The following is a 22,021-nucleotide window of genomic DNA, read 5'->3' on the forward strand; positions in this document are numbered from 1 at the left end:
GGGTACAAGCGCATTATGCCTAGCCGCGAACGAGAACGCTCACGGGAACAAATCGGCCTCTTGCAGAGTTTTGCCGGCCAGATCCTTTGCCGATAGCTGCGGTGTTTCACTGACCTGCCAGTCGATGGCCAGAGTCGGGTCGTCCCAGCGAATGCAGCGTTCGGCCGATGGCGTGTAGTAGTCGGTGGTTTTGTAGAGGAATTCAGCGAAGTCGCTCAGCACCACGAAACCATGGGCGAAACCTTCCGGGACCCAGAGCTGGCGATGGTTTTCAGCCGACAAACGCACGGCAACCCAGCGGCCGAAATGCGGCGAGCTGCGGCGGATGTCCACTGCTACATCAAGTACTTCGCCGGCGGTGACCCGCACCAGTTTTCCCTGAGTGTTTTCAAGCTGATAGTGCAAACCGCGCAGCACACCTTTTTGCGAGCGGGAATGGTTGTCCTGAACAAACTGCGTGTTCAGACCGGTTGCTGCCTCGAAAGCCTTGGCATTGAAGCTTTCATAGAAGAAACCGCGCTCGTCACCAAACACCTTGGGTTCGATGATCAGAACACCGGGCAGGTCGGTGGTGACTACATTCATTGGTTTTCTCCAGCAATAGTGAACGGGTAATGGCCGTGATCGGCGTTGCCCGGAAAACGGGCATATTAGAACAATGTCTCGATCAGGCGATCAGATCCTTGAAATCAGTGAAGCCCAGACGTTCGCCTTTATAGCTGCCGTCCTGAACGTGGCGGCACCACTCCAGGTTATCCAAATACCACTGCACGGTTTTGCGCAGGCCGCTTTCAAAGGTCTCTTCGGGAACCCAGCCGAGTTCGCGCTCGATCTTGCTGGCATCGATTGCGTAACGCAGGTCGTGACCGGGGCGGTCCTTGACGAACGTGATCAGCTCGGCAAATTTCGCAACGCCGGCCGGGCGTTGTGGCGCCAACTCTTCCAGCAGGCTGCAAATGCCGCGCACCACATCGATGTTCTTCTGCTCGTTATGACCGCCGATGTTGTAGGTCTCGCCGACCACACCTTCAGTGACCACTTTGAGCAGTGCACGGGCATGATCTTCGACGAACAACCAGTCGCGCACTTGCAGGCCGTTGCCGTACACCGGCAGCGGTTTCCCGGCCAAGGCGTTGAGGATCACCAGTGGAATCAGTTTCTCGGGGAAATGGAACGGCCCGTAATTGTTCGAGCAGTTGGTCAGCAGCACAGGTAAGCCGTAGGTGCGCTGCCAGGCGCGAACCAGATGGTCGGACGCGGCTTTGCTGGCCGAATAGGGTGAGCTCGGTGCGTAAGGCGTGGTTTCGGTGAACAGATCGTTGACGCCATGCAGGTCGCCGTAGACCTCGTCTGTGGAGATATGGTGGAAACGAAAGGCGCTTTTCTCGGGTTCGGCCAGTGTCTGCCAATAGGCGCGAGTGGCCTCCAGCAGGCTGTAAGTGCCAACGATGTTGGTCTGGATGAAATCCGACGGACCATCGATGGAGCGGTCGACATGAGACTCCGCCGCCAAATGCATGATGGCATGGGGCTGGAACCGCGCCAGCACTGCGCTGACAGCGGCTTGATCGACAATATCGGCCTGCACGAACTCATAGCGGGTATCGGTCGCTATGCTGCTCAGCGACTCCAGATTGCCGGCGTAGGTCAGCTTGTCCAGGTTGAGCACTTCATGCTCGGTGTGCTGAATCAGATGGCGGATCAGGGCCGAACCAATAAAACCGGCGCCGCCGGTTATGAGAATGCGCATATCGGTAGCCTTCTTCCGTAAGACGGGCGTAGAGCGAATGGGCATAGCTTGTCGGTAGGTGCGGGGCTGTGCAAGAGGGGTTGATCAGATTTCGGGTCAGGCCGGGTGGGGCAGGTTTGAATAGCAATCAGGCGTCAGTGATCAGAAAAAGCACTAAATGTTTAGGTAACTCCAATGAGCAGGATTTCTCTATATCGCGAATTTGTTGCTCGGTGAGGTGATAGTCAAAGACACAGTCATTGTCGTTTTGCCAACCCATGATCGGTACAAGATCGATTGTTGAAATGGCCAGGTTTTTTTCAAAGCATGGGAAGTCGTCATCAGGCTGAAGGCCCATGATCATGTGTGAGAGGTTATCTTTCATCCAGGTTTTCTCCATTGATCCCGATAGGAATATCCCAGCCAGCCTATGGGTGGAGGTAAAAACCGAACATTCCTGCCCTTCGACGCATTGCGTAGGAAGCGTCTTTGAATGGCTGGGGCGCTTGAATATTCAGCCGTCGCCGATGACTGACCTGCATCAAGGGGGTTGCGTATCGATGGTCGCAGTGGCGATATAGGTGCCTGATAAAAATTCCAGAGGTCGTTGTATGTCGCTCGCCACGTTGATTCATCGCGCCAGTCTGCCGGGCCCGCAAGTGACTGCGCAGCAAGCGCTGGAGATGCTGCAGGCGCATTACGGTCTGAGCGGCACGCTGCACTCGCTGGGCAGCCAGCAGGATCTCAACTACCGGCTAGACAGCGACGAGGGGCGCTTCGTCCTGAAAATCTGTCGCGGCGACTACGCGCAGATCGAGCTTAAAGCCCAGCACGCGGCGCTCAGGCACTTGGGCGCGCACCCCGAGTTGCATGTGCCGCGGGTGATTGCGGCCAACAACGGTGAAGACCTGCTCTCTCTGGAAGTGGCCGGACAAGCGGTGCACGTGCGGTTGCTCGATTACATCGAAGGCCAGTCGCTGACCCACCTCAAGCACCTGGGACATGAGCTGGTGTCCGGTCTGGGACGACTCTGTGGAGAGATGGATCTGGCCCTGGCCAACTTCCAGCACCCGGGGCTGGAACGCGCGCTGCAATGGGATGCCCGCCACGCCAACGCGCTGATCACTCATCTGTTGCCGGTGATCAGCGATGAACGCCAGCGAGCGTCGATCGCTGATGCTGCGCTGCACGCCGAACGACGTTTGCAACCGCTGGTGGCGAAGCTGCCGGTGCAGGCGATCCACATGGACATCACGGATGACAACGTGGTCTGGCTGCGGGATCAGCACCGCCAATGGCAGTTGCAGGGTGTTATCGATTTCGGCGACCTGATTCGCACCTGGCGCATTACCGATCTGTCGGTGACGTGCGCTGCGCTGCTACATCATGCCGACGGTGATCCGTTCTGCATTCTGCCGGCGGTCCAGGCTTATCACGCGGTCAATCCGTTGCAGCACGAGGAGTTGCTGGCGCTCTGGCCGCTGATCGTCGCTCGTGCGGCGGTGCTGGTGCTCAGCGGGGAGCAGCAGGTCAGCATCGATCCGCAGAATCACTACAGCCGCGACAACCTTACCCACGAGTGGGAAATTTTCCGCGTCGCCACGTCGGTCCCGTTCGACCTGATGGAGGCGGCGATCCTCACCGCGGTCGGGCATTCGCTGCCGCCGATTGCCAGCGAAGGCTTCGCGCCGTTGCTGCCGGGGCTGGTGGGGCGTGAGTTCGCGCTGATCGATCTCGGTGTGCTCAGTCCGCATTTCGAGGCTGGCAACTGGGAGCAGGAGGGCATCGACGAGCGCTTGCTGGCCGAGGCCGCTTCAGCGCACCACCTGGCGGCCAGCCGTTATGGGCAATACCGTTTGTCCCGGACTCGCCCGGACAGTGCCGCTGAACCGGATACCTTCCCGTTGCATGTGCAATTGCAGGTACCGCGAGGCACTGCCGTGGAGGCCCCGTTTGCCGGGGTTTTGCACCTGGCGGCCGATGGCGCCTTGCGACTGGACAGCGCGCAGTTGAGCGTGCGCCTGTGGGGTGTCAGACCTTCGTTGCATTCGGGAGCCGCGCTGGTCAAAGGCCAGGTGTTGGGTGAGGTCGACGGCGCATTTCGGGTGCAGTTGTGCCGAGGCCTGGAATTCAGTCCGCCGCTGTTCTGCACGGCTTCACAAGCGCCCGCCTGGCAGGCGTTATGCCCGTCGCCGGCGGCGCTGTTGGGCCTGGCCTGCGATGCTGAGCCGGAACTCGATTCACAGAACTTGCTGGCCCGGCGCGACGCCAGTTTCGCCCGCTCGCAAAAACACTATTACGTCGACCCGCCGCGCATCGAGCGTGGCTGGCGCAATCACCTGATCGACATGCAGGGCCGCTCCTATCTGGACATGCTCAACAATGTCGCAGTGCTCGGTCACGGTCATCCGCGCATGGCCGCTGAAGCCAGCCGGCAGTGGTCGCTGCTCAACACCAACTCGCGTTTCCACTACGCGGCGATTGCCGAGTTCTCCGAACGTTTGCTGGCACTGGCGCCGGACTCCATGGATCGGGTGTTTCTGGTCAACAGCGGCACCGAGGCCAATGACCTGGCGATTCGTCTGGCCTGGGCCTACAGCGGCGGGCGCGACATGCTCAGCGTGCTTGAGGCGTATCACGGCTGGTCGGTGGCCGCCGACGCGGTGTCGACGTCGATCGCCGATAATCCCAAAGCGCTCAGCAGCCGTCCAGATTGGGTGCACCCGGTGACCGCTCCGAACACTTATCGCGGCGAGTTCCGTGGCCTCGACAGTGCGCCGGATTACGTACGCAGCGTCGAGCACAATCTGGCGAAGCTGGCCGAGCAGAACCGCCAGTTGGCCGGTTTCATCTGCGAGCCGGTGTATGGCAATGCCGGGGGTATTTCGCTGCCGCCCGGTTACCTGCAACAGGTGTACGCGCTGGTTCGCGCGCAGGGCGGTGTGTGCATCGCCGATGAAGTGCAGGTCGGTTATGGCCGGATGGGCAAGTTCTTCTGGGGTTTCGAAGAGCAGGGCGTGGTGCCGGACATCATCACCATGGCCAAAGGCATGGGCAACGGTCAGCCATTGGGCGCGGTGATCACTCGTCGGGAAATCGCTGAAGCGCTGGAAGCCGAGGGTTACTTTTTCTCGTCGGCGGGTGGCAGCCCGGTCAGTTGCCGGATCGGCATGGCGGTGCTGGACGTGATGGAAGAAGAGAAGCTATGGGAGAACGCGCAGATCGTTGGCGGGCATTTCAAGGAGCGTCTTGAAGCGCTGATCGACCGTCATCCACTGGTCGGTGCGGTCCATGGCTCGGGCTTCTATCTGGGGGTGGAGTTGATCCGCAATCGTGAAACCCTGGAGCCGGCCACCGAAGAAACCACCGCGCTGTGCGATCGCTTGCGCGAGCTGGGAATCTTCATGCAGCCAACCGGCGACTACCTGAACATCCTCAAGATCAAACCGCCGATGGTCACCACCCGACAAAGCGTGGATTTCTTTGTCGATACCTTGTCGAAGGTGTTGGATGAAGGGCTGTAAAAGCACTCAAGAAAGATCGTTCCCACGCTCCCGCGTGGGAATGCCTCTATGGACGCTCTGCGTCCGCCTTTGTGACGCGGAGCGTCACGGGCTGCATTCCCACGCAGAGCGTGGGAACGATCAATAGGTGGTTAATTCGATTGTTATCGGTATTATTTGAAATAATTTCGATGGATTGAGATTTAAATGCTTTTAAAGCCGATTTTTATCGGATATAAAGTCGCCATAACACCAACGCGTGGCTAACTCACGCCTCACCGTTCCCATTTCTGTCATCGGTCGATGCCAATATCGACCCTCTGCACCTGCCCAGGAGATGATTCATGAGCCGTATCGTTACTGTCGCCGCTACCCAGATGGCCTGTTCCTGGGACCTTGAAGCCAACATCGAGACCGCTGAGAAGCTGGTCCGTGAGGCCGCTGCCAAGGGCGCGCAAATCATCCTGATCCAGGAATTGTTCGAGAGCCCGTATTTCTGCCAGAAGCCGAATCCGGATTACCTACAGTTGGCCACTCCGGTTGAGACCAACGTCGCCATCGCACACTTCCAGAAAGTCGCCAAAGAGCTGCAAGTCGTGCTGCCGATCAGCTTCTTCGAACTGGCCGGCCGCGCACGCTTCAACAGCATCGCGATCATCGATGCCGATGGCAGCAACCTCGGGATTTATCGTAAAAGCCACATCCCGGATGGCCCTGGCTACCACGAAAAGTACTACTTCAACCCGGGCGATACCGGCTTCAAAGTCTGGAACACCCGTTACGCGAAGATCGGTGTCGGCATCTGCTGGGATCAGTGGTTCCCGGAGTGCGCTCGCAGCATGGCGTTGCAAGGCGCGGAAATTCTGTTCTACCCGACCGCCATCGGCAGCGAGCCGCACGACAAGACCATCTCGTCCCGCGACCACTGGCAGCGCGTGCAGCAGGGCCATGCCGGCGCCAACCTGATGCCGCTGATCGCCAGCAACCGCATCGGCAATGAAGAGCAGGACGGCTACGACATCACCTTCTACGGCTCGTCGTTCATCGCCAACCAGTTCGGTGAAAAAGTTGAAGAACTCAACGAAACCGAAGAAGGCGTGTTGGTCCACAGCTTCGACCTCGACGAACTGGAGCACACCCGCAGTGCCTGGGGTTCGTTCCGTGACCGTCGCCCGAACCTGTACGGTGCGATCAAGACCCTCGACGGTTCGCTGGAGTCCTGATCGCCATGACCACTTTGCACAGCACGCCTCGCGCCGACGGCTTTTACATGCCGGCCGAGTGGGCACCGCAGACCCAGACCTGGATGATCTGGCCCGAGCGTCCGGACAACTGGCGCCTGGGTGGCAAGCCGGCGCAGGCCGCGCATGCGGCAGTGGCCAAGGCCATCGCGCGTTTCGAACCGGTAACCGTGGCGGTTTCCGCCGCGCAGTACGAAAACGCTCGGGCGCGTCTGAATGTGCCGAATATTCGCCTGGTAGAGATGTCCAGCGACGACGCTTGGGTCCGTGATACGGGGCCGACCTTTGTCATCAACGACAACGGTGAAGTCCGCGGTGTCGACTGGGGTTTCAACTCCTGGGGCGGGTTCGACGGCGGTCTGTATTCGCCGTGGAACCGTGACGAGCAGGTTGCCGGCAAGATTCTGGAGATCGAGCGCTGCCAGCGTTACTGTACCGAAGACTTCGTGCTTGAAGGCGGTTCGATTCACGTCGACGGCGAAGGCACGCTGATCACCACGCAAGAATGCCTGCTCAACCGCAATCGCAACTCGCACCTGAACCGTGCCGAGATCGAAGCGGTACTCAGCGAGCAGTTGGCTGTGGATAAAATCATCTGGCTGCCGGACGGTTTGTACAACGACGAAACCGACGGCCATGTGGATAACTTCTGCTGCTACGTGCGCCCGGGTGAAGTGCTGTTGGCCTGGACGGATGACCCGCAGGACCCGAACTACCCGCGTTGCCAGGCGGCGATGAAAGTGCTGGAAAGCAGCCGCGACGCCAAGGGGCGCACCTTCACGGTGCACAAAATGCCGATTCCGGGGCCGCTCTACGCGACCGAAGAAGAGTGTGCCGGCGTCGATCCGGTGGACGGCACTCAAGAGCGTAATCCTTCGGTGCGTCTGGCGGGTTCCTACGTCAACTTCCTGATCGTCAACGGCGGCATCATTGCGCCGAGCTTCGACGATCCGCTGGATAACCAGGCGAAAGAGATTCTCCAGAACCTGTTCCCGCAGCACGAGGTGGTGATGGTGCCCGGCCGTGAACTGTTACTGGGCGGCGGCAATATCCATTGCCTTACCCAACAACAGCCAGCGCCGCACAAAGGTTGAGTGAGGTTGTAACAGCTGTTGTCACCTGAAGGTCGGCAGAGGCGATAGATCCAATAGCTAGACCCGCATCAAGCCCGCAGCCCGTCAGGACTGCGGGCTTTTTTGTACCAACGTTCAAACAAATCGACACATTGGCACAGCTCTTGTATCTGTCTGGGAGTCATTCACGGACGTGAAGAACTGCGATGTTCTGTCATAAACCTTGGATAAGTTAGCCGCTCACAAACCGGGAGAGAGCGTTGAAATGAACGCCGAAATGAACGTGGTCAGCGAGCGGGCATCCCATCCCTTGGCAATGAATAGCGAATCGCTCCAGGTTCTGGCGCACTGGTTGAAGTCCAATGGAACGCGTCAGATCAGAGATACTGATCCGCGCCGGATGATGATCGAGCGCTACCCCGCTGGTTTATTCAGCGAGGCAGAACTGGAAGCGTTGTGGGATGTGATGGAAGGATAAGAAAACAAAGGATTGGTAAAAGCGCTGCCCGGATGGCAGCGCTTTTTTTTTGACCGGTGTTTTCAGGAACTGTAAGAAACCTGTGGGAGCGGGCTTGCCCGCGAAGCGAACACTGCGGTTTTTCAGGCATTGCGCGTCATCGTTCTTCGCGGGCAAGCCCGCTCCCACGGGTCCTGCGCCTTAACTTACTGGCATTAGGGCTTACCCCCTCGCCAGCATTCGACCGATTCACGAAACAGACTAAAAGCCATTCCAGCGTTTTTCACTGGCGCGCAGGGGATTAGGCTGCCGGCATCGAGTTTTCACGACTTTTGCTGGAGCCAATCATGTCCGTTGCGACCCTTCACTACATCTACGATCCTCTGTGCGGCTGGTGCTATGGCGCCAAACCGCTGGTGCAAGCGGCACAGGCCGTTCTGCCGATCATCGCCCACGGCGGCGGCATGATGACGGGTAATAATCGCCAGAGCGTTTCGCCACAGTTGCGCGATTACGTCATGCCCCATGACCGGCGCATCGCCGAACACACCGGACAGCCGTTCGGCGAGGCGTATTTCGAAGGCTTGTTGCGCGATCACTCGGCGGTCTTCGATTCGGCGCCGCCGATTGCGGCCATCCTCGCTGCCGAGCAACTGGCCGGACGTGGCCTTGAGTTGTTGGGTCGTTTGCAAACAGCGCATTACGTGGAAGGACGGCGCATCGCCGATAAAGACGTTTTGCTGGAACTCGCCGGGGCCATCGGTCTCGAACCTCGAGCCTTCGATGAAGCGTTTGAAGCAGCCGCTGCGAGCGCAACCCAGAACCATATAAAAGAAAGCCGCGCGCTGTTGGCGCAGGTCGGCGGCCAGGGCTTCCCGACTTTGGTGCTGGAGCAAGGAGGCCAGTTCACACGGATCGACATCGGCCCCTGGCTCGGCAAACCTGAAGCCTTCGCCACCTGGCTGAGCCAGTCGGTCGGCACTGCGACGGTCGAATCTTTATCGAGCATCCAGGCTTGTGGTCTGGATGGTTGTGCGCACTGAAGCCCAGGCATTGCGCTCCGAGCCTCGTTCCATCGCCGCATCCTCGGCAAGCATCTTCGCGACATCGGCAGACCCGAAGGTCTCCTGCGCATAGCCGCTATTGTGCGGAATTGGGGATTTTTATGGGTGGGCAATAATTATTGGCCAGCCATAATTTCAATAAAATCCGGGATGAGTATCAAAGGCTCTAGTACAAGGGTTAGAGTTGAATTTAGTGCTAGTCGATCACGGGATGATTTCGGCGTGCAGCCAAGTGTCAGATCCAAGCAGACAAACGTGCATTGTCCGACTATACGGCTATGCCGTATAGTCTGGTCATGTATACCATTATCGAAACCGAAATTTTCAAGCGCTATGCTGAGTCCATCTGGGACGATGGCGAACGACATGAATTCATTGCTTGGTTGGCGGTCAATCCGTTGGCCGGCGATGTTGTTCCTGGCAGCGGAGGTCTGCGTAAGGTTCGTTGGTCCCGTAGCGGGATGGGCAAACGAGGTGGTACACGTGTCATTTACTACAACACGCTTTCTGAAGGCTCTATTTGGTTGCTAATCGCCTATACCAAGGCGAAGTTCGACAATTTACCCGCAGCCTTCCTCAAGCAGCTGAAGGAGGAAATCAGCAATGGACAATGAACTGGAACAGTTCCAGAAGGACTTGCTGGACTCTGTGCGTCAAATGAAAGCCGGCAAAGGCGCTCGCGTAACGGAGGTGCAGCTGTCAGCTGCTGCCGAAGCGCGGGCCAAAGTGGGTGTTTCTCAAAATGCGTTCGCCAAGCTGCTTGGAGTCAGTTTGCGTACGTTGCAGGACTGGGAGCAAGGGCGTCGACAACCTACGGGAGCTGCGCAGACGCTGCTGCGCGTGGCAAGCCAACATCCTGAAGCGTTACGTGACTTACACGCGGTATGAGATTAGTGCAGGGAAGAATTATTATAAGCTCGCCATAAAATTCGCGACATTTTCTGAGCCCGGCCAAGTGCCGGGCTTTTCGTTAATAGGGCGCAGATAGCTGCTTGTGGTCATTGGCTAATGCCATGGCCTCGGCAGGCCCAGCTAGTCTCCCGCCTATCAATGTACCTTCGCCGAACTCATTACATCACGTCACTAATGATGTTCCTGTACCCGTCTTTATCCCTCCAAAACAACCCAATACATTGACCTCCACTACCTACCCATCATGTCGAAGGGAGGTCACTGGAGAGTTGTCATGCCTTTCGTCAGCGTACGCATTACCCGCGACGGCGTCACTTCGGAGCAGAAAGCTCAGGTGATCGCTGAAATCACTGAAACCCTGGAACGCGTCCTCCACAAACGCCCGGACCTGACCCACATCGTGATCGAAGAAATCGACACCGATAACTGGGGGTATGCCGGGATGACCACCACCGAGTACCGAAGACAACTCGCGCTGGATCAGTCATGACTCCGTCCGTCACCATCGATTTCGTCTCCGATGTGGTGTGCCCGTGATGCGCCTTGGGCGCGACGGCACTGGAGCAAGCCATCGACAACCTGGCTGGTTAGGTTTCGGTCGAACTGACCTTCAAGCCTTTCGAGCTGAACCCGGATATGCCGGCGGTCGGCGAGAACGCGGTCCAGCACATGATGCGTAAATACGGGCGCAGTGCCGAGGAAGTCGCCTCCGGTAAAGAGATGCTGATGGTCCGTGGTCAGGCCATCGGATTCCAGTTCGATCTGGAAAAACGCAGCCACTTCTACAACACCTTTGATGCTCACCGTCTGTTGTTCTGGGCGTTGCAGGAAGGGCGTCAGATCGAGCTCAAGAAAGTCTTGCTGCGCGCTTGTTTCACCGACGGCCAGAACCCGAGCGATCGCGAGACGCTGGTGCGCCTGGCCGCTGAAGCGGGGTTGGATACGGCCCGTGCGCATGAGGTGTTGGCGTCTGGAGAGTTCGCCAACGAGGTGCGTGAGCTTGAAGTGTTCTACCGCGAGCACGGCATCAATTCGGTACCGGCCATGGTCCTCAACGGTCGTCAGCTGGTGTCCGGTTCGCAATCGGTCGAGTACTACGAACACATGCTGAGGCAAATGGCGCAGGCGCCCGCCGAAGCCTGATCGATCACTTTTCAAACCCCAATATTTTGTAGAGGTTCATCATGAGCAGTTCGAAAAAAGTCATTGTTATTACTGGCGCATCCCAAGGTCTCGGCGCAGGTATGGTCAAGGCCTTCCGTGATCTCGATTACCGGGTGGTTGCCACCTCGCGTTCGATCAAACCGTCCACCGACCCGGACATCCTCACCGTGGCGGGCGACATCGGCGACCCGGCGATCGCCGAGCGCGTGATTGGTGAAGCGATCGCGCGTTTTGGCCGTATCGACACCCTGGTCAACAACGCCGGGATCTTCGTCGCCAAGCCGTTCACCAGCTACACCCACGAAGACTACGCCGCGGTGCTGTCGGTGAACCTGAATGGTTTCTTCTACATCACCCAACTCGCCATCGCCGAGATGGAAAAACAAGGCAGCGGCCACGTCGTCAACATCACCACCAGCCTGGTGGACCACGCCATCGACGGCGTGCCTTCGGTACTAGCGTCGTTGACCAAAGGGGGCCTCAACGCGGCGACCAAATCCCTGGCCATCGAATACGCCAAGCGTGGCATTCGTGTGAACGCGGTCAGCCCCGGCATCATCAAAACTCCGATGCACGGCGAAGAAACCCATGAAGCGCTGGGGAGTTTGCACCCGGTCGGGCACATGGGTGAGATCAGCGACATCGCCCAGGCCGTTGTGTACCTGGACTCCGCCGGATTCGTCACCGGCGAAATCCTGCACGTTGATGGTGGTCAGAGTGCCGGTCACTAAGACCTGTTCGCAGCGTCGTCGATCAACGTCGACTGCGCTGCGATATTGGAGCGCGCACTATGAACACTCAGGTACACAAGGTTTTCCTTCACGCGAACCGTAGCAGCTGGCGAAGCCTGCGTCCGGCCGCGCAGCCTTCGCCAGCTGCTACGAGGAGTGTGGTGAGCCTGAAATCCCTTAACTGAACGGCATTGGGGCTTGGACCGAGTTGTCCATTGCGTTCTTTCTGAGCCCGGCCAAGTGCCGGGCTATTTGTCTCTGAGTCACCCCGCCAAATTTGATAACTCCAGGTACTTAGTGGTACGTCATTACGCCAAAAAAATCTAAATCCATCCTGTTGTTTCTACGATGTTTAAGCATTCATTGCTGGAGTCGTCCTGTTGCCGGCTCTGGCATGGCTGCCAGCGAACTAAACTAGTTGTACCTCTGGAGCAGATGTTTCCAGAGAGGCAGGAGGTGTCAAATGGCCATTCAAGATACTTATCGAGAAATTGAACAGACCCTAGGTCAGGTACCAGAGTGGATTAAGCAGATGCCGGAAGGCGGAGCGAACGGATTCTGGGGCATGGCTCGGGACTTCTGGCTGGCAGATACCAAGATTCCTAATAAGTACAAGGAGTTGATAGGTCTGGCGGTGTCCGGGGCGACCCGTTGTAAGTATTGCGCCCTGTTCCATACCGAAGCCGCGCGCTTGTTTGGCGCGAGCGACGAGGAAATTTCCGAAGCCAGCTTTATGGGCTCGCTGACCATGATGGGCAGCACCTTTATTAACGCCCAGCAGATCGACTACGAGCAGTTCCGGCAGGAGACACTGAGTATCGTCCGGTATGTCAAAGATCACTCGCAACCCAAAGCCGCTTAAGCCGTTGCGGGAACCAGCCCTTCGCCAGCTGACGAAGGATAAGTTGCTTGCAATCACCAGCGATGGTCCCAGGACCACCGCTCGGTGGCAAGCGGCTGTGCTGCGAGCCATCAGCGAACTGATGCAATACAGCGATACCGCCCGCGAAGAAAACCAGGACCTGCGCATTCCCTTCGCCAAAGCACTCCATGACCTCTATGCGGGACAGAAGTCCGACGCCGAGTTGACGGAAATGGTGTTGCTGATGCTGGAAGTGGAAACCGCCCCCTTTCTCGGCAAATAGCCCCAGGCGGGAGCGGCATCCGGGAACAATGACCTCTGAGAAGTGGATAGGGCCAAAGGAGTCGCACTTTTCCAGAATTTCCCTAGGATTTTTTTGGATAGTCGAGCGCCACTCGTGCGGGCTCGATATCGCCGATTTCTGACCATGACTTCGCATCGAACCTGAACTCGGCGACGGCGCACGTTGGCATGTCGGTGATCTCGCTGGAGAGCCGCTGCGCGAGTTCGACCAACGCGGGGTTATGGCCAAAGATCATCACGGACTTCAGCCGGTCGCCCAGCGTGCGGATGACCTCGAGCAGGTCATTCGCCTCGACGGCATACAGCCGATCGTCCACGACTATGTCCTTGCGCCGGTAATCGAGCTTCCTGGCGATGATCTTCGCCGTCTCGAGCGCACGCACGGCCGGACTCGACAGGATCAGATCGGGCTTCAGATCGCGCTTGGCCAAGCGCTCACCGATCTTGGGCGCGTCGCGTCTGCCGCGATCGTTCAATGGGCGGTCTTTGTCGGGCTGCGCAGCGTCATCCCAACTCGACTTGGCATGGCGAATGAGAAATAACATTTTCATACCGCCTCCGGTATCCGAGGAAGGTCCGACCAAAGGGGTCGTAGTGATTAATCTGGATTAAATCACCATACCGCCTTATCGGGGCGCTCCCTCTGGTGTGCTGACTCAGAAATATTGATTCGATGGCATGGACTCGTTGCCAATAATGAGTGTGCCTTCCGTGCCGGTGGGCATGGTGTACTTCAAGCGCCAGGTCTTCACGCCGTTGGGTTTTACGAAAAGGTACATGCCGCCGCCGTCAAAAGGTTTTAGGCGCGTTCGCGGGGTTTGGCCGTGCGGTATTTGCAGGTCGGTGAGGGGGATTGATAGACGTGGCGTAGGGGTACGCCGCTCCTGACCGGAAAATCGCAGTGATTTTTCGTGGCTTTCAGAGCTTTCGGTGGATCACTCTGGAGTTTGATTTGCGGCACCAGACGAACGGTATGTTTCGGCGAGACTAGTTTTTTCGGGCATCTGGAGTTCGCTGGAAAATTCGGCGTACCCCAACTAGTAACTATAAATAAATCAGCTAGTTATGGCGTTCGGTGGAATCGAACTCGGGATTTTTTAGATGTCAGCACGTTGTCGGTCTGCAAGTAATTCAGAGCCGCATACGGAATGGTAAACCTCCTGAATTCGAACGTTGTCGATTCATCCCCTCCGTAGAGAATAGGCAGGAATCCGCCAAAAGCTGCCGTGGCGACAGGCAGAAGACGGCCAAAAGCGGTCATCTACGATCAGGTAGCTTTGGAGTTTTCGGCTAAAGCTGCTCTGAAATCCATCTGTGCCCCCTGGCGCCGCGTCCAGCATCATTGCTGCGACACTAAATGATCATGTTCTCAACTGCCACCGACCCACATCTGGTTCTAAAGTGCCAACCCCCTCGAGCCTTGGCTGTAAAGAAATACTGAGTCAGCAACTGTAGACGAACTACCTGACCAACTGATAAACAGGGTGGCTTTTTGAGATTATCGTAAACAAGCAGGCAGTCGGGGGAGTGAAAACGAGACTCACGACTAGCGACTAGCGACTAAGGATAGCGATTGAATCAATGCCAGATTGACCTAGCCAAGACGCGGAATGGGGCCATCGGGCATGAGATTGTGCACAAGAGCTTGGCGGCGGAGCTCAGCGAGCGGGATCGCGCAGAACTTCATGTACACATGAACGGAGCAATCCCGCTTTCGACTATTCAAGACATCTTTGCGGACGAATTAACAGAGCTACCGCCTGGTTTCCTAGTTGAGCGGGACATGTTGCGACACACCCCGTGTCAGTCGTTGGCGTCATACCTGACCCCTTGGCAGGTGTTGCGGCTCTTCCCCAAAAAACGCGAGAACCTGGATCGCCTTTCCTTGGCAGTCGTTGCGAGCCTCGCGCAGAACAACGTGCGCTTCGTAGAACTCCGAAGCAGCGTTTTGTACCTTGCCGCTCTACAAAATTGCTCGCCCACTCAAGCCCTGGAGCGCCTTTTAGAATCCTCCAGAGCTGCATCTAACCGCTTCGGTATGCGTCTCGGTTTGATCCTCACGGTGACACGCGGCGATTACAGCTCGGTTGGCTTGTCCAAACTTCTTCAGGCCTACCAAGATCTCGGTGAACCGGGTGATGTGGTGGGGCTTGATCTGGCAGGCGACGAGGAAATTGCGTATCCAGCCGAATTACCGTCGCTATTTCGGAAGGCGAAGGATCGATTCGGACTCGGGATCACCATCCATGCGGGCGAAACTGGTCGCGTGGACAACGTTCGGGCAGCCGTGGAATTGTTTGGCGCAGATCGTATTGGCCATGGAACAGCGGCTAGCAAGGACCCTCACCTGCTAGATCTTCTGGCAAGGCAAGATATCTGCATCGAAGTATGCCCAATCAGCAACAGGCTCACCGGAGCTGTTCCTGTCGACGAGGCCCATCCTCTGTTGGAGTTTCGGCGTCACCAGGTCCCTTTTGTAATTTGCTCGGACAATCCAGCAATTCATCAGCGAGGCCTAGCAGATGATCATGCGACGGCGATGACCGAGGGACTCTCCGCCAGTGATATTTACGAGCAGTTCGACGTCGCCAAGCGGTACTCATTTATAGAGGGTCTAGATTGAAAATCCGATTCATGTCTGGGAATCAGCACAAGGTCAACGAGGTACAGCGAATTCTTGCCCCTGTCGGAGTGGAAGTCGTGTCGGTGTCGCGGAAAATTGAAGAGCTGCAGACCGAGGATGTCCACAGCTTGGTGCGGGACAAGTTGACCAAGGCATTTGAGGCTATAGGTCGCCCGCTCTTCGTCGAGCACACAGGGCTCTACCTGAGCGGGCTCAATGGGCTTCCTGCAGGCTTGACCCAGATATTCTGGGACAAGCTGGAGGCAGATCGATTCGTTAAGCTTGTAGCGGGTCTCGAAGATGCCGCAGTGACCGCAAAAACGGTGCTCGGGTATTGTGATGGGCGCGAGATTCGTCTGTTCGAAGGCTCCATCGAGGGAACGGTGCCTCTTGTACCGGCCGGTCCAACGGACTTTCAATGGGACTGCGTTTTCGTCCCGAACGGGCACACCCAAACTTTCGCTGAGATGGGACCGGCCAAGGACGCTATTTCCATGCGCCGAAAAGCTCTCGACCAGTTCGCCGAATATCTCAAAACTTGTGAGGGCGTAAGATGAACGCTGAGTTGCTACGTGCGCACCGCACCGGCAAGCTAATGCTTTTTGTAGGCGCTGGGGTGTCTGCCAATCTTAGCTTGCCTACCTGGGGCGAGCTTATCGCACGCATCGCTCAGGACCTGGGCTACGACCCGAAGATCTTCTCCACTTACGGAACACCGCTTGCACTTGCGGAATACTACAAGAGGAAGAAAGGTACTCTTGGGCCGCTTCGGAGCTGGATGGATCGCGAATGGCACAAGCCCAGTACAGATATCTCCACTTCTGAAATCCATCGACTGATTACCCTTGGACGATTTTCGCGGATCTACACCACCAACTACGATCGATGGCTGGAAATGGCCCACGACAAGTTCGATGTGCCATACGACAAGATCGCAAGCGTGGCCGACCTCGTATCTGCCACTGAAGGCCGGCGCCAGATAGTGAAATTCCATGGGGACTTTGATGACGAGACATCAATCGTTCTCGACGAAACCAGTTACTTTCAGCGATTGAATTATGACTCTCCGCTGGACATCAAGCTCAGCAACGATGTCTTGGGGAATTCCGTTCTCTTCATCGGATACAGCATTTCGGATATCAACATTCGACTCCTGTTTTATCGGCTGACAGAGATGTGGGGGCGCTCGGTGCTGCCATCTGCCAGACCAAAGTCCTACGTCTTCACGAATCGACCAAACCCTGTCGCACAGGAGGTGTTGGGTCAGTGGGGAATCGAGATGATCGTTTCGGAAGAGGACGATCCAAAGAAAGCGCTCACGGATTTTCTTCAGGAATTGGTGAGCTAAGAAACTCGCTCGGTAGCGATCTCAGGGGTTAACACTTATCCCACATGGCGGTGCCGGGCTCGCGGGTGGCAGCTATATTGGGTCGTGTGCGCCCGGTCGCCAAAGGGAGGATGCAGGCCCTTGGCGTTTCGGGTCGGGGCTACTCGGGGATACGCCGGTCGGCACCGTCGGGGTGCAGATTCCGCCGTGCTGGGCTACGAGCCGACAGACCAGTGGCATATAGGTGATGTCCTGCTACCCTCTTTACCGTAATCGGGCTTGCCGGCACCCCATCACGTTTCCCGTCGATAGATGGGTTAAGGGCTGACAGGACGACAAGGAACGCTATACGACAGTAATGTCGCCCAATAGGCGCTATGGCATGCCCGGATTTAATGAGCTAATTGAAGAGATAGAAAAGAAACATCCAAATGACTGGTGGATAAAGAGCAGGCGTGAAACAGAGTCTTTGTTTCCTGACTCCTTTCCTCAGGTGCATGTCTACGAAAATGCACTCCGCATACTGGATTCAGATTCTTGGTTGGTCCTTTCTGAAAAAGCACAGAAGGTATTCCCTGGGTCACGAGAACTTCGGGGAAAGCATCAGTTTTTTGATCTACTGAATGAAGCATTGGCATACGAGTACCTTGTTTCGCAGGAACTATGCAATATTCGCTTATTGCGAACCGTGAAAAATCAAAAGTCCCCGGATATTTCGTACGAAGCTAATGGTGTGCCGTGCTACTGCGAAGTGAAAACCATCAATGTGTCTCAGGATGAAATAGATAAAACGGTTGCCGGAGAGTCATTTGATAGCTCCATTTACTATGAATTAACCCCCCAGCTCCTTAATAAGCTTGATTTAACTATTCAGGCTGCGGTGGCGCAGATTAAGTCTCTTGCACCGTCTGGCTTGGTGTACGTAATAGTCCACTTTGATGATTTTACGCTGGACCACTACGAGACATATCAGCGCCAGATATCCGAATTGTTGGCGTATAGCTTTCCAGCGCATGAAGTAGTTGTTCGCGTCGGTGTTCTAGGAACGCATTACATTCGGCATGGCGCCTGCTAAAACTTTACGGTCATGTCTGCAAAGGGTCGTGTGCGCCCGGTTGCCAAGGGAGCGATGTAAGCCCTTGGCGCTTCGGGTCGGAGCTGTCCGTCTCCTGTTTTTTTAATACGCCATCGCTGGCTGAAAACCCTTAATTTTCAAGGTGCAGCATGATCGCAGAATTAGGTACGCTCGTTAAAACGCTAGCTGAAGCGCTGATCAGATTTAATAAAAAGGCACAGGAAGCAGAAAAGAGAGCTGACAATCTTGGATTACTCAAAATCTACTACCTTTTAAAGGACGTACAAGAGGATGGGTGCCAACTGTTAGAGCTTGCTTCACCAAACCCAATTGAATATGTAAAAAGCGCAAGCAGTGAAGCATTAGCTATGCGTTTGAAAATTTGGGATGCCGTTCTTAGGCGGCAAGGTGCGCGCCTCCATGAGATACAAAACTACCTTAAAGACCGAAGCGACTTATCCATCATAGATCCTAAAGCACAAAAGCGTATCGCGATAATTGTAGGCTCTAAACGTGGGAGGGTTTTGAACTTATTTGGTTTGGGGGCAGGCCTATTTTTTAGGACGGTTATGCCGATTGGAGAAAGCCCGGAAGCTCTTGGGGAGCTTGTGATTAAAACGTTGGATCTTCAAGACAGCGAAATATTAGACCTGACTAAAATTAAACTTGAGTTGGATGAGTTGGAGGAGGCGCTGGAAGAGTATAGAAAACTCCTTTTTGCATTCATGTCCAATGAAGATGTTAGGACATTGTCGGACCAGGCGCGCGGAGAGACGAGGATGTAATGCTAGGTCTGACAGGCAGCTAAGGGTCGGATAGCGACGGTCTAGCATCGACCGTCACTATGGATGATCAGACTTCCGTCTGTTCCGCCATTTCCAGGGCATCATCGACCTCGATTCCCAGGTATCTGACAGTGCTTTCAAGCTTCGTATGACCAAGCAGGAGTTGGACAGCTCTCAGGTTCTTCGTCCTGCGATAGATCAACGATGCTTTGGTTCTCCGTAGCGTGTGAGTACCGTACATGGTTGGGTCAAGGCCAATGGCTGTCACCCACGCTTTGACTATTCGAGCGTATTGCCTGGTGGAAAGATGGTCTGAGTCGTGCAACCGGGTCGGAAACAAGAAGTCCTCGCTGCGGAGGCGGGCCTGATGCATCCAAGCCTCCAGAACCATTCGGGTTTGCTCAGTGATTTCAAATTGCACTGGATGCTGGGTTTTCTGCTGCATCACGATGGCTCGTGACGACACATGTTCCCCATGGGCTATGTCTCGTACTCGCAGCTTGGTTAAGTCACAGGCACGCAGCTTGCTGTCGATGGCCAAGTTGAAGAGCGCCAAATCACGTGTCTTCTCAGCAAGCTGAAGTCTTACGCGGATGGCCCAGATATCTCTGACTCGGAGCGGGGCTTTCTGCCCGACAAGCTTTCCCTTGTTCCAAGGCTGATGGCTGTATTTAGCAATAGTGTTCATGGCTCGTCCTCCACGTTGAGGGAGGACAAGGGTGAATCAGTCACAATGAGTGATGGTCGCTATACGACCCAAAGCAGCCGGTAAGTCGAGCCAAGGTAAGCGAATGAGACTGCGAATAACGGAGTTTTTTGTTAAAACCAAAGCACAAAAAATCCCGCCGAAGAGGGCGGGATTTTTAACAAGCGACCGAGTGGTCTGGTATGTCTCGGAAATACCCTATTTTTTCATTGCCGCGAGGCCTGATCCGAACTTCGGCTTCACCGCTTTGGTGTAGCGGCTCATATCACCGGCTTCCCAGGCATCCAGATTCGCCAATTTTTTATAACTATCCAGCGACTTATAGGAAACCCAGAGGCCCAAGGCAATGCCGCCATAGATCCCAATCGGGTTAATAATGTCGTAAGAGTCCCTGGAACTGACACCGAGGCCGGCGACCGGAATGAATAAAACCACCCACACCAAAACCCAGAGCAGGAACCCCGCAGCAGCCGGCCGAATGAACAGGTCATAGAGCTTCATCCCCATCGAAACGGCAAATCTTTCCAGACGTTCACCGGCCGCATTTTCAACCGCGGCGATGATGGTGACGCCGAGCAAGCCGATTCTATAGAACCAGATTCGATTCTGTGTGCCTTGGCCAACCCCATTGAAATACCGAACCATCTCCTCGCTCATGCTCAGCTTTTTGAGCTCTCGCCCATCAATCCGGGCCGTCACAATCATTTGATGCTCGGTACTGGTCGTGATTTCAATATCGGTAATTACACAATCGGCATAGAAAAACTTGGCCACGTCGCACGTCCTGGTGTTGGAAAGGAGATTGCTATCAAAGCGAGATCAAAATGATATCAACAAGCCATAGCCTGAGCTAGCCGTGCAGGGGAAAATCCGCCCGAGCCCCTACGTCAATGCGAATAACGGCGTTTATGGTAAATCTCTGGTTCTTCGACACGGGCACTGGCGTCTAAGGCAATTACAGGGAAGAGACCCTTTACCGTTTTATCTCGACGCCAGCGGCCAAAACCTGGGCGCCTCGCTCCATCGGTACATCCTGCGTTTCGCGTCGGGCCGGTTGCCTCCGTTCAACGCTTTCTGGTCGCTGACCCCGTATACGTTTTACATCGCGCGACTAATGCCCGATTCTGGCCGTTCTCTGCCGGTCGCCGATCTTGATCCCTCTAGGCAGCCTGTGCGCATGGGCTACACTCAAAGGTGCGCCGATTTAATCCTACTTGTGGGGGCGCTTGAGAAATACTCGCTAAAGCGGAGTAGCTGCCATGCCTACTCTTTTGATTGATTCACACACCCGTCTGCTTATCGCCAAAGCCATCATCTCCACCACAGGTGAAGCCGAAGCTATTCGTATCGTCCCGCTGCCGGACGGGGGTCAACTATTGCTGATGTTCAACTGCGGGCATATCGCCGTCGACCTCGTATCGGATCAGGACGATCTGTTCGACAACCACCGCCTCGTGTTCGACGTATCTGCACAGGTCATTGCCGACATGGAAAGCCATCGCAGCGAATAGGTCGGGTTGTTCCGATCCTGAGAAAACTAAGCCGTCTCGCGAGACGGCCTTTTCAGTTCGCGACGGGTTCGCTGTTGGCGCAGTCGCTCTGAAACCGTAGGTTTGCGTGTCACAGGTGACACCGACCGGGCTGGACCATGCCCTTGCTCGGATGGACTGCCTGCGTAGTTCGCCAAGCTACTCTCGCGGGTCTCGAATGACCGGATTTGGCCGTTTTCTGACCTTCATTTAGCGGCTGAACTGCCAGGGTTTTCCTAGGCAATAAGTGAGTAGCGAATCGATGTCGAGTACCGGCAATCTCAACTTCAGCCAGCTTGACCATCAGTGGACAGATCGACGTGCATGCCTCGTGCTTTAGCCATTCCAATAGCTGTTCTACGCTGAGGGCCGGCTTGTTGAAGGGCCTCATGCAGTTTTCTCCAGACATAAAAAACCCGCACGATTTGAGCTTGCTGACTGGGTCAACCTAGGCTTGGCGGGTGTATTGGAGTGCATTTTAGGTCGCTGGAGCAGGTCGTCAACGTCACGCTGAAGTGAAATTGTAACGGGTAGGTGTGTAGCCAGATTTTGGTGCAGGTGAGGGTTAAAACGGTATCTACAGGGACTGTTTGTGGCAGCTGGATTTCTGGAGGCCAGAAACAACAAAGGCCCGCATTTCTGCGAGCCTTCGTTTTGTATGGTGCCGGCACCAGGAGTCGAACCCGGGACCTACTGATTACAAGTCAGTTGCTCTACCAACTGAGCTATACCGGCGTGTTGGGCGACGATTATAGCGATTGGTTTGGTTCTGTAAACCCCTGAAATCTGACTATTTTTTGCGTGGGGCGTGCTGAGGCTTTGCGCTTGGGGGTGTGTGGGTTCTCCGCGCCCTCGAATGGTCGACTTTAAAAGCCTCTGGAACGCCCCTTGGCCTGTCTTCACAGGCCAGGGGGCAATCCCGAGGGATTGTGTAAAC

General features: G+C 55.9%; 25 protein-coding genes, 1 tRNA gene and 1 pseudogene. 18 read left to right on the forward strand and 9 right to left on the reverse strand.

Features of this window, described 5'->3' with window-relative positions; translation table 11 throughout:
- Nucleotides 1-39: 39 nt before the first annotated feature.
- The 3 genes from rfbC to AC3I0A_RS01250 form a co-directional block, all read right to left on the reverse strand.
- The gene (gene rfbC / locus AC3I0A_RS01240; RefSeq protein ID WP_489375829.1) at nucleotides 40-585 is read right to left on the reverse strand and encodes a dTDP-4-dehydrorhamnose 3,5-epimerase; all 546 of its coding nucleotides are present in this window, start codon (nucleotides 583-585) and stop codon (nucleotides 40-42) included.
- A gap of 82 nt (nucleotides 586-667) precedes the next feature.
- Nucleotides 668-1,750, reverse strand: coding sequence for a dTDP-glucose 4,6-dehydratase (rfbB, locus tag AC3I0A_RS01245; protein ID WP_489375830.1), 1,083 nt, complete (start codon nucleotides 1,748-1,750; stop codon nucleotides 668-670).
- A gap of 127 nt (nucleotides 1,751-1,877) precedes the next feature.
- Complete coding sequence (locus AC3I0A_RS01250) at nucleotides 1,878-2,114, reverse strand: DUF7683 domain-containing protein (protein ID WP_489375831.1); 237 nt, start codon at nucleotides 2,112-2,114, stop codon at nucleotides 1,878-1,880.
- Nucleotides 2,115-2,340: 226 nt separating this feature from the next.
- Between AC3I0A_RS01250 and AC3I0A_RS01255 the strand changes: the two genes are divergently transcribed.
- The 5 genes from AC3I0A_RS01255 to AC3I0A_RS01275 all read left to right on the forward strand — a co-directional run bounded on the left by AC3I0A_RS01255 (nucleotide 2,341) and on the right by AC3I0A_RS01275 (nucleotide 9,046).
- Nucleotides 2,341-5,253 carry an aminotransferase gene (locus AC3I0A_RS01255; RefSeq protein ID WP_489375832.1) on the forward strand — a complete coding sequence of 971 codons (2,913 nt, stop codon included), beginning with the start codon at nucleotides 2,341-2,343 and terminating at the stop codon, nucleotides 5,251-5,253.
- Between the two features lie 323 nt (nucleotides 5,254-5,576).
- A complete protein-coding gene (gene aguB / locus AC3I0A_RS01260; RefSeq protein ID WP_489375833.1) occupies nucleotides 5,577-6,455 on the forward strand; it encodes an N-carbamoylputrescine amidase in 879 nt (292 codons plus the stop codon).
- 5 nt (nucleotides 6,456-6,460) lie between these two features.
- Nucleotides 6,461-7,567, forward strand: coding sequence for an agmatine deiminase (aguA, locus tag AC3I0A_RS01265; protein WP_489375834.1), 1,107 nt, complete (start codon nucleotides 6,461-6,463; stop codon nucleotides 7,565-7,567).
- 244 nt (nucleotides 7,568-7,811) lie between these two features.
- Nucleotides 7,812-8,024 carry a hypothetical protein gene (locus AC3I0A_RS01270; protein WP_489375835.1) on the forward strand — a complete coding sequence of 71 codons (213 nt, stop codon included), beginning with the start codon at nucleotides 7,812-7,814 and terminating at the stop codon, nucleotides 8,022-8,024.
- Between the two features lie 326 nt (nucleotides 8,025-8,350).
- Entirely contained in the window at nucleotides 8,351-9,046 is a 696-nt protein-coding gene (locus tag AC3I0A_RS01275; RefSeq protein ID WP_489375836.1) for a DsbA family protein, read from the forward strand.
- Here the strand turns inward: AC3I0A_RS01275 and AC3I0A_RS01280 are convergent.
- Nucleotides 9,002-9,100, reverse strand: coding sequence for a hypothetical protein (locus AC3I0A_RS01280; protein WP_489375837.1), 99 nt, complete (start codon nucleotides 9,098-9,100; stop codon nucleotides 9,002-9,004). The two genes, AC3I0A_RS01275 and AC3I0A_RS01280, sit on opposite strands and share 45 nt — an antisense overlap.
- A 263-nt stretch (nucleotides 9,101-9,363) precedes the next feature.
- On the opposite strand from AC3I0A_RS01280, the gene AC3I0A_RS01285 reads away from it, so the two are divergent.
- From AC3I0A_RS01285 to AC3I0A_RS01315, 7 genes and pseudogenes are all read left to right on the forward strand, one after another.
- The gene (locus AC3I0A_RS01285; RefSeq protein WP_489375838.1) at nucleotides 9,364-9,681 is read left to right on the forward strand and encodes a transcriptional regulator; all 318 of its coding nucleotides are present in this window, start codon (nucleotides 9,364-9,366) and stop codon (nucleotides 9,679-9,681) included.
- Entirely contained in the window at nucleotides 9,671-9,955 is a 285-nt protein-coding gene (locus tag AC3I0A_RS01290) for a helix-turn-helix domain-containing protein (RefSeq protein ID WP_489375840.1), read from the forward strand. Before AC3I0A_RS01285 ends, AC3I0A_RS01290 begins: the two co-directional genes overlap by 11 nt.
- A 298-nt stretch (nucleotides 9,956-10,253) precedes the next feature.
- On the forward strand, nucleotides 10,254-10,469 hold the full coding sequence (locus AC3I0A_RS01295) for a tautomerase family protein (protein ID WP_489375841.1): 216 nt from the start codon (nucleotides 10,254-10,256) through the stop codon (nucleotides 10,467-10,469).
- A gap of 53 nt (nucleotides 10,470-10,522) precedes the next feature.
- Nucleotides 10,523-11,122: pseudogene (locus AC3I0A_RS01300) on the forward strand (DsbA family oxidoreductase).
- A 41-nt stretch (nucleotides 11,123-11,163) separates the two neighbouring features.
- A complete protein-coding gene (locus AC3I0A_RS01305; protein WP_489375842.1) occupies nucleotides 11,164-11,874 on the forward strand; it encodes an SDR family NAD(P)-dependent oxidoreductase in 711 nt (236 codons plus the stop codon).
- Between the two features lie 463 nt (nucleotides 11,875-12,337).
- Nucleotides 12,338-12,736, forward strand: a complete 399-nt coding sequence (locus AC3I0A_RS01310) for a carboxymuconolactone decarboxylase family protein (protein ID WP_489375843.1) — start codon at nucleotides 12,338-12,340, stop codon at nucleotides 12,734-12,736.
- 43 nt (nucleotides 12,737-12,779) lie between these two features.
- Nucleotides 12,780-13,019 (forward strand): hypothetical protein, encoded by a 240-nt coding sequence (locus AC3I0A_RS01315; protein WP_489375845.1) that lies wholly within the window; start codon nucleotides 12,780-12,782, stop codon nucleotides 13,017-13,019.
- A gap of 82 nt (nucleotides 13,020-13,101) precedes the next feature.
- Here the strand turns inward: AC3I0A_RS01315 and AC3I0A_RS01320 are convergent, their stop codons facing one another.
- Together AC3I0A_RS01320 and AC3I0A_RS01325 are read right to left on the reverse strand one after the other, a co-directional pair.
- A complete protein-coding gene (locus AC3I0A_RS01320; RefSeq protein WP_489375846.1) occupies nucleotides 13,102-13,590 on the reverse strand; it encodes a SixA phosphatase family protein in 489 nt (162 codons plus the stop codon).
- 105 nt (nucleotides 13,591-13,695) lie between these two features.
- Nucleotides 13,696-13,941, reverse strand: a complete 246-nt coding sequence (locus tag AC3I0A_RS01325) for an Arm DNA-binding domain-containing protein (protein ID WP_489378373.1) — start codon at nucleotides 13,939-13,941, stop codon at nucleotides 13,696-13,698.
- Between the two features lie 671 nt (nucleotides 13,942-14,612).
- Here AC3I0A_RS01325 and AC3I0A_RS01330 point away from each other — a divergent pair.
- The 5 genes from AC3I0A_RS01330 (at nucleotide 14,613) to AC3I0A_RS01350 (ending at nucleotide 18,849) form a co-directional block, all read left to right on the forward strand.
- Nucleotides 14,613-15,662 (forward strand): adenosine deaminase family protein, encoded by a 1,050-nt coding sequence (locus tag AC3I0A_RS01330; protein WP_489375847.1) that lies wholly within the window; start codon nucleotides 14,613-14,615, stop codon nucleotides 15,660-15,662.
- The gene (locus AC3I0A_RS01335) at nucleotides 15,659-16,219 is read left to right on the forward strand and encodes a non-canonical purine NTP pyrophosphatase (RefSeq protein ID WP_489375848.1); all 561 of its coding nucleotides are present in this window, start codon (nucleotides 15,659-15,661) and stop codon (nucleotides 16,217-16,219) included. The genes AC3I0A_RS01330 and AC3I0A_RS01335 overlap by 4 nt, the downstream gene beginning before the upstream one ends.
- Nucleotides 16,216-17,010, forward strand: a complete 795-nt coding sequence (locus AC3I0A_RS01340; RefSeq protein WP_489375849.1) for an SIR2 family protein — start codon at nucleotides 16,216-16,218, stop codon at nucleotides 17,008-17,010. Before AC3I0A_RS01335 ends, AC3I0A_RS01340 begins: the two co-directional genes overlap by 4 nt.
- A 361-nt stretch (nucleotides 17,011-17,371) precedes the next feature.
- Nucleotides 17,372-18,064, forward strand: a complete 693-nt coding sequence (locus AC3I0A_RS01345) for a hypothetical protein (protein ID WP_489375850.1) — start codon at nucleotides 17,372-17,374, stop codon at nucleotides 18,062-18,064.
- A gap of 149 nt (nucleotides 18,065-18,213) precedes the next feature.
- On the forward strand, nucleotides 18,214-18,849 hold the full coding sequence (locus AC3I0A_RS01350; protein WP_489375851.1) for a hypothetical protein: 636 nt from the start codon (nucleotides 18,214-18,216) through the stop codon (nucleotides 18,847-18,849).
- A 67-nt stretch (nucleotides 18,850-18,916) separates the two neighbouring features.
- Here the strand turns inward: AC3I0A_RS01350 and AC3I0A_RS01355 are convergent, their stop codons facing one another.
- Together AC3I0A_RS01355 and AC3I0A_RS01360 are read right to left on the reverse strand one after the other, a co-directional pair.
- On the reverse strand, nucleotides 18,917-19,537 hold the full coding sequence (locus tag AC3I0A_RS01355) for a tyrosine-type recombinase/integrase (protein WP_489375852.1): 621 nt from the start codon (nucleotides 19,535-19,537) through the stop codon (nucleotides 18,917-18,919).
- A 216-nt stretch (nucleotides 19,538-19,753) separates the two neighbouring features.
- Nucleotides 19,754-20,329: a hypothetical protein gene (locus AC3I0A_RS01360; protein WP_489375853.1), complete on the reverse strand. Its 576-nt coding sequence runs from the start codon at nucleotides 20,327-20,329 to the stop codon at nucleotides 19,754-19,756.
- Between the two features lie 485 nt (nucleotides 20,330-20,814).
- Between AC3I0A_RS01360 and AC3I0A_RS01365 the strand changes: the two genes are divergently transcribed.
- Nucleotides 20,815-21,066, forward strand: coding sequence for a hypothetical protein (locus AC3I0A_RS01365; protein ID WP_489375854.1), 252 nt, complete (start codon nucleotides 20,815-20,817; stop codon nucleotides 21,064-21,066).
- Between the two features lie 677 nt (nucleotides 21,067-21,743).
- Here the strand turns inward: AC3I0A_RS01365 and AC3I0A_RS01370 are convergent.
- Nucleotides 21,744-21,819: transfer RNA gene (locus AC3I0A_RS01370), tRNA-Thr, on the reverse strand.
- Between the last annotated feature and the right edge of the window lie 202 nt (nucleotides 21,820-22,021).

The organism is Pseudomonas sp. KH_024_B2, from assembly GCF_057839965.1.

What these genes read in the sequence shown, in the direction of transcription:
- aguB (WP_489375833.1), top strand. Translation starts at nt 5,577, where the DNA reads ATGAGCCGTATCGTTACTGTCGCCGCTACCCAGATGGCCTGTTCCTGG.
- AC3I0A_RS01280 (WP_489375837.1), bottom strand. Translation starts at nt 9,100, where the DNA reads ATGCTTGCCGAGGATGCGGCGATGGAACGAGGCTCGGAGCGCAATGCC.
- AC3I0A_RS01305 (WP_489375842.1), top strand. Translation starts at nt 11,164, where the DNA reads ATGAGCAGTTCGAAAAAAGTCATTGTTATTACTGGCGCATCCCAAGGT.
- rfbB (WP_489375830.1), bottom strand. Translation starts at nt 1,750, where the DNA reads ATGCGCATTCTCATAACCGGCGGCGCCGGTTTTATTGGTTCGGCCCTG.
- aguA (WP_489375834.1), top strand. Translation starts at nt 6,461, where the DNA reads ATGACCACTTTGCACAGCACGCCTCGCGCCGACGGCTTTTACATGCCG.
- AC3I0A_RS01345 (WP_489375850.1), top strand. Translation starts at nt 17,372, where the DNA reads ATGCCCGGATTTAATGAGCTAATTGAAGAGATAGAAAAGAAACATCCA.
- AC3I0A_RS01285 (WP_489375838.1), top strand. Translation starts at nt 9,364, where the DNA reads ATGTATACCATTATCGAAACCGAAATTTTCAAGCGCTATGCTGAGTCC.
- AC3I0A_RS01250 (WP_489375831.1), bottom strand. Translation starts at nt 2,114, where the DNA reads ATGAAAGATAACCTCTCACACATGATCATGGGCCTTCAGCCTGATGAC.
- AC3I0A_RS01350 (WP_489375851.1), top strand. Translation starts at nt 18,214, where the DNA reads ATGATCGCAGAATTAGGTACGCTCGTTAAAACGCTAGCTGAAGCGCTG.
- AC3I0A_RS01275 (WP_489375836.1), top strand. Translation starts at nt 8,351, where the DNA reads ATGTCCGTTGCGACCCTTCACTACATCTACGATCCTCTGTGCGGCTGG.
- AC3I0A_RS01320 (WP_489375846.1), bottom strand. Translation starts at nt 13,590, where the DNA reads ATGAAAATGTTATTTCTCATTCGCCATGCCAAGTCGAGTTGGGATGAC.
- AC3I0A_RS01295 (WP_489375841.1), top strand. Translation starts at nt 10,254, where the DNA reads ATGCCTTTCGTCAGCGTACGCATTACCCGCGACGGCGTCACTTCGGAG.
- rfbC (WP_489375829.1), bottom strand. Translation starts at nt 585, where the DNA reads ATGAATGTAGTCACCACCGACCTGCCCGGTGTTCTGATCATCGAACCC.
- AC3I0A_RS01290 (WP_489375840.1), top strand. Translation starts at nt 9,671, where the DNA reads ATGGACAATGAACTGGAACAGTTCCAGAAGGACTTGCTGGACTCTGTG.
- AC3I0A_RS01340 (WP_489375849.1), top strand. Translation starts at nt 16,216, where the DNA reads ATGAACGCTGAGTTGCTACGTGCGCACCGCACCGGCAAGCTAATGCTT.
- AC3I0A_RS01255 (WP_489375832.1), top strand. Translation starts at nt 2,341, where the DNA reads ATGTCGCTCGCCACGTTGATTCATCGCGCCAGTCTGCCGGGCCCGCAA.
- AC3I0A_RS01355 (WP_489375852.1), bottom strand. Translation starts at nt 19,537, where the DNA reads ATGAACACTATTGCTAAATACAGCCATCAGCCTTGGAACAAGGGAAAG.
- AC3I0A_RS01365 (WP_489375854.1), top strand. Translation starts at nt 20,815, where the DNA reads ATGCCTACTCTTTTGATTGATTCACACACCCGTCTGCTTATCGCCAAA.
- AC3I0A_RS01270 (WP_489375835.1), top strand. Translation starts at nt 7,812, where the DNA reads ATGAACGCCGAAATGAACGTGGTCAGCGAGCGGGCATCCCATCCCTTG.
- AC3I0A_RS01310 (WP_489375843.1), top strand. Translation starts at nt 12,338, where the DNA reads ATGGCCATTCAAGATACTTATCGAGAAATTGAACAGACCCTAGGTCAG.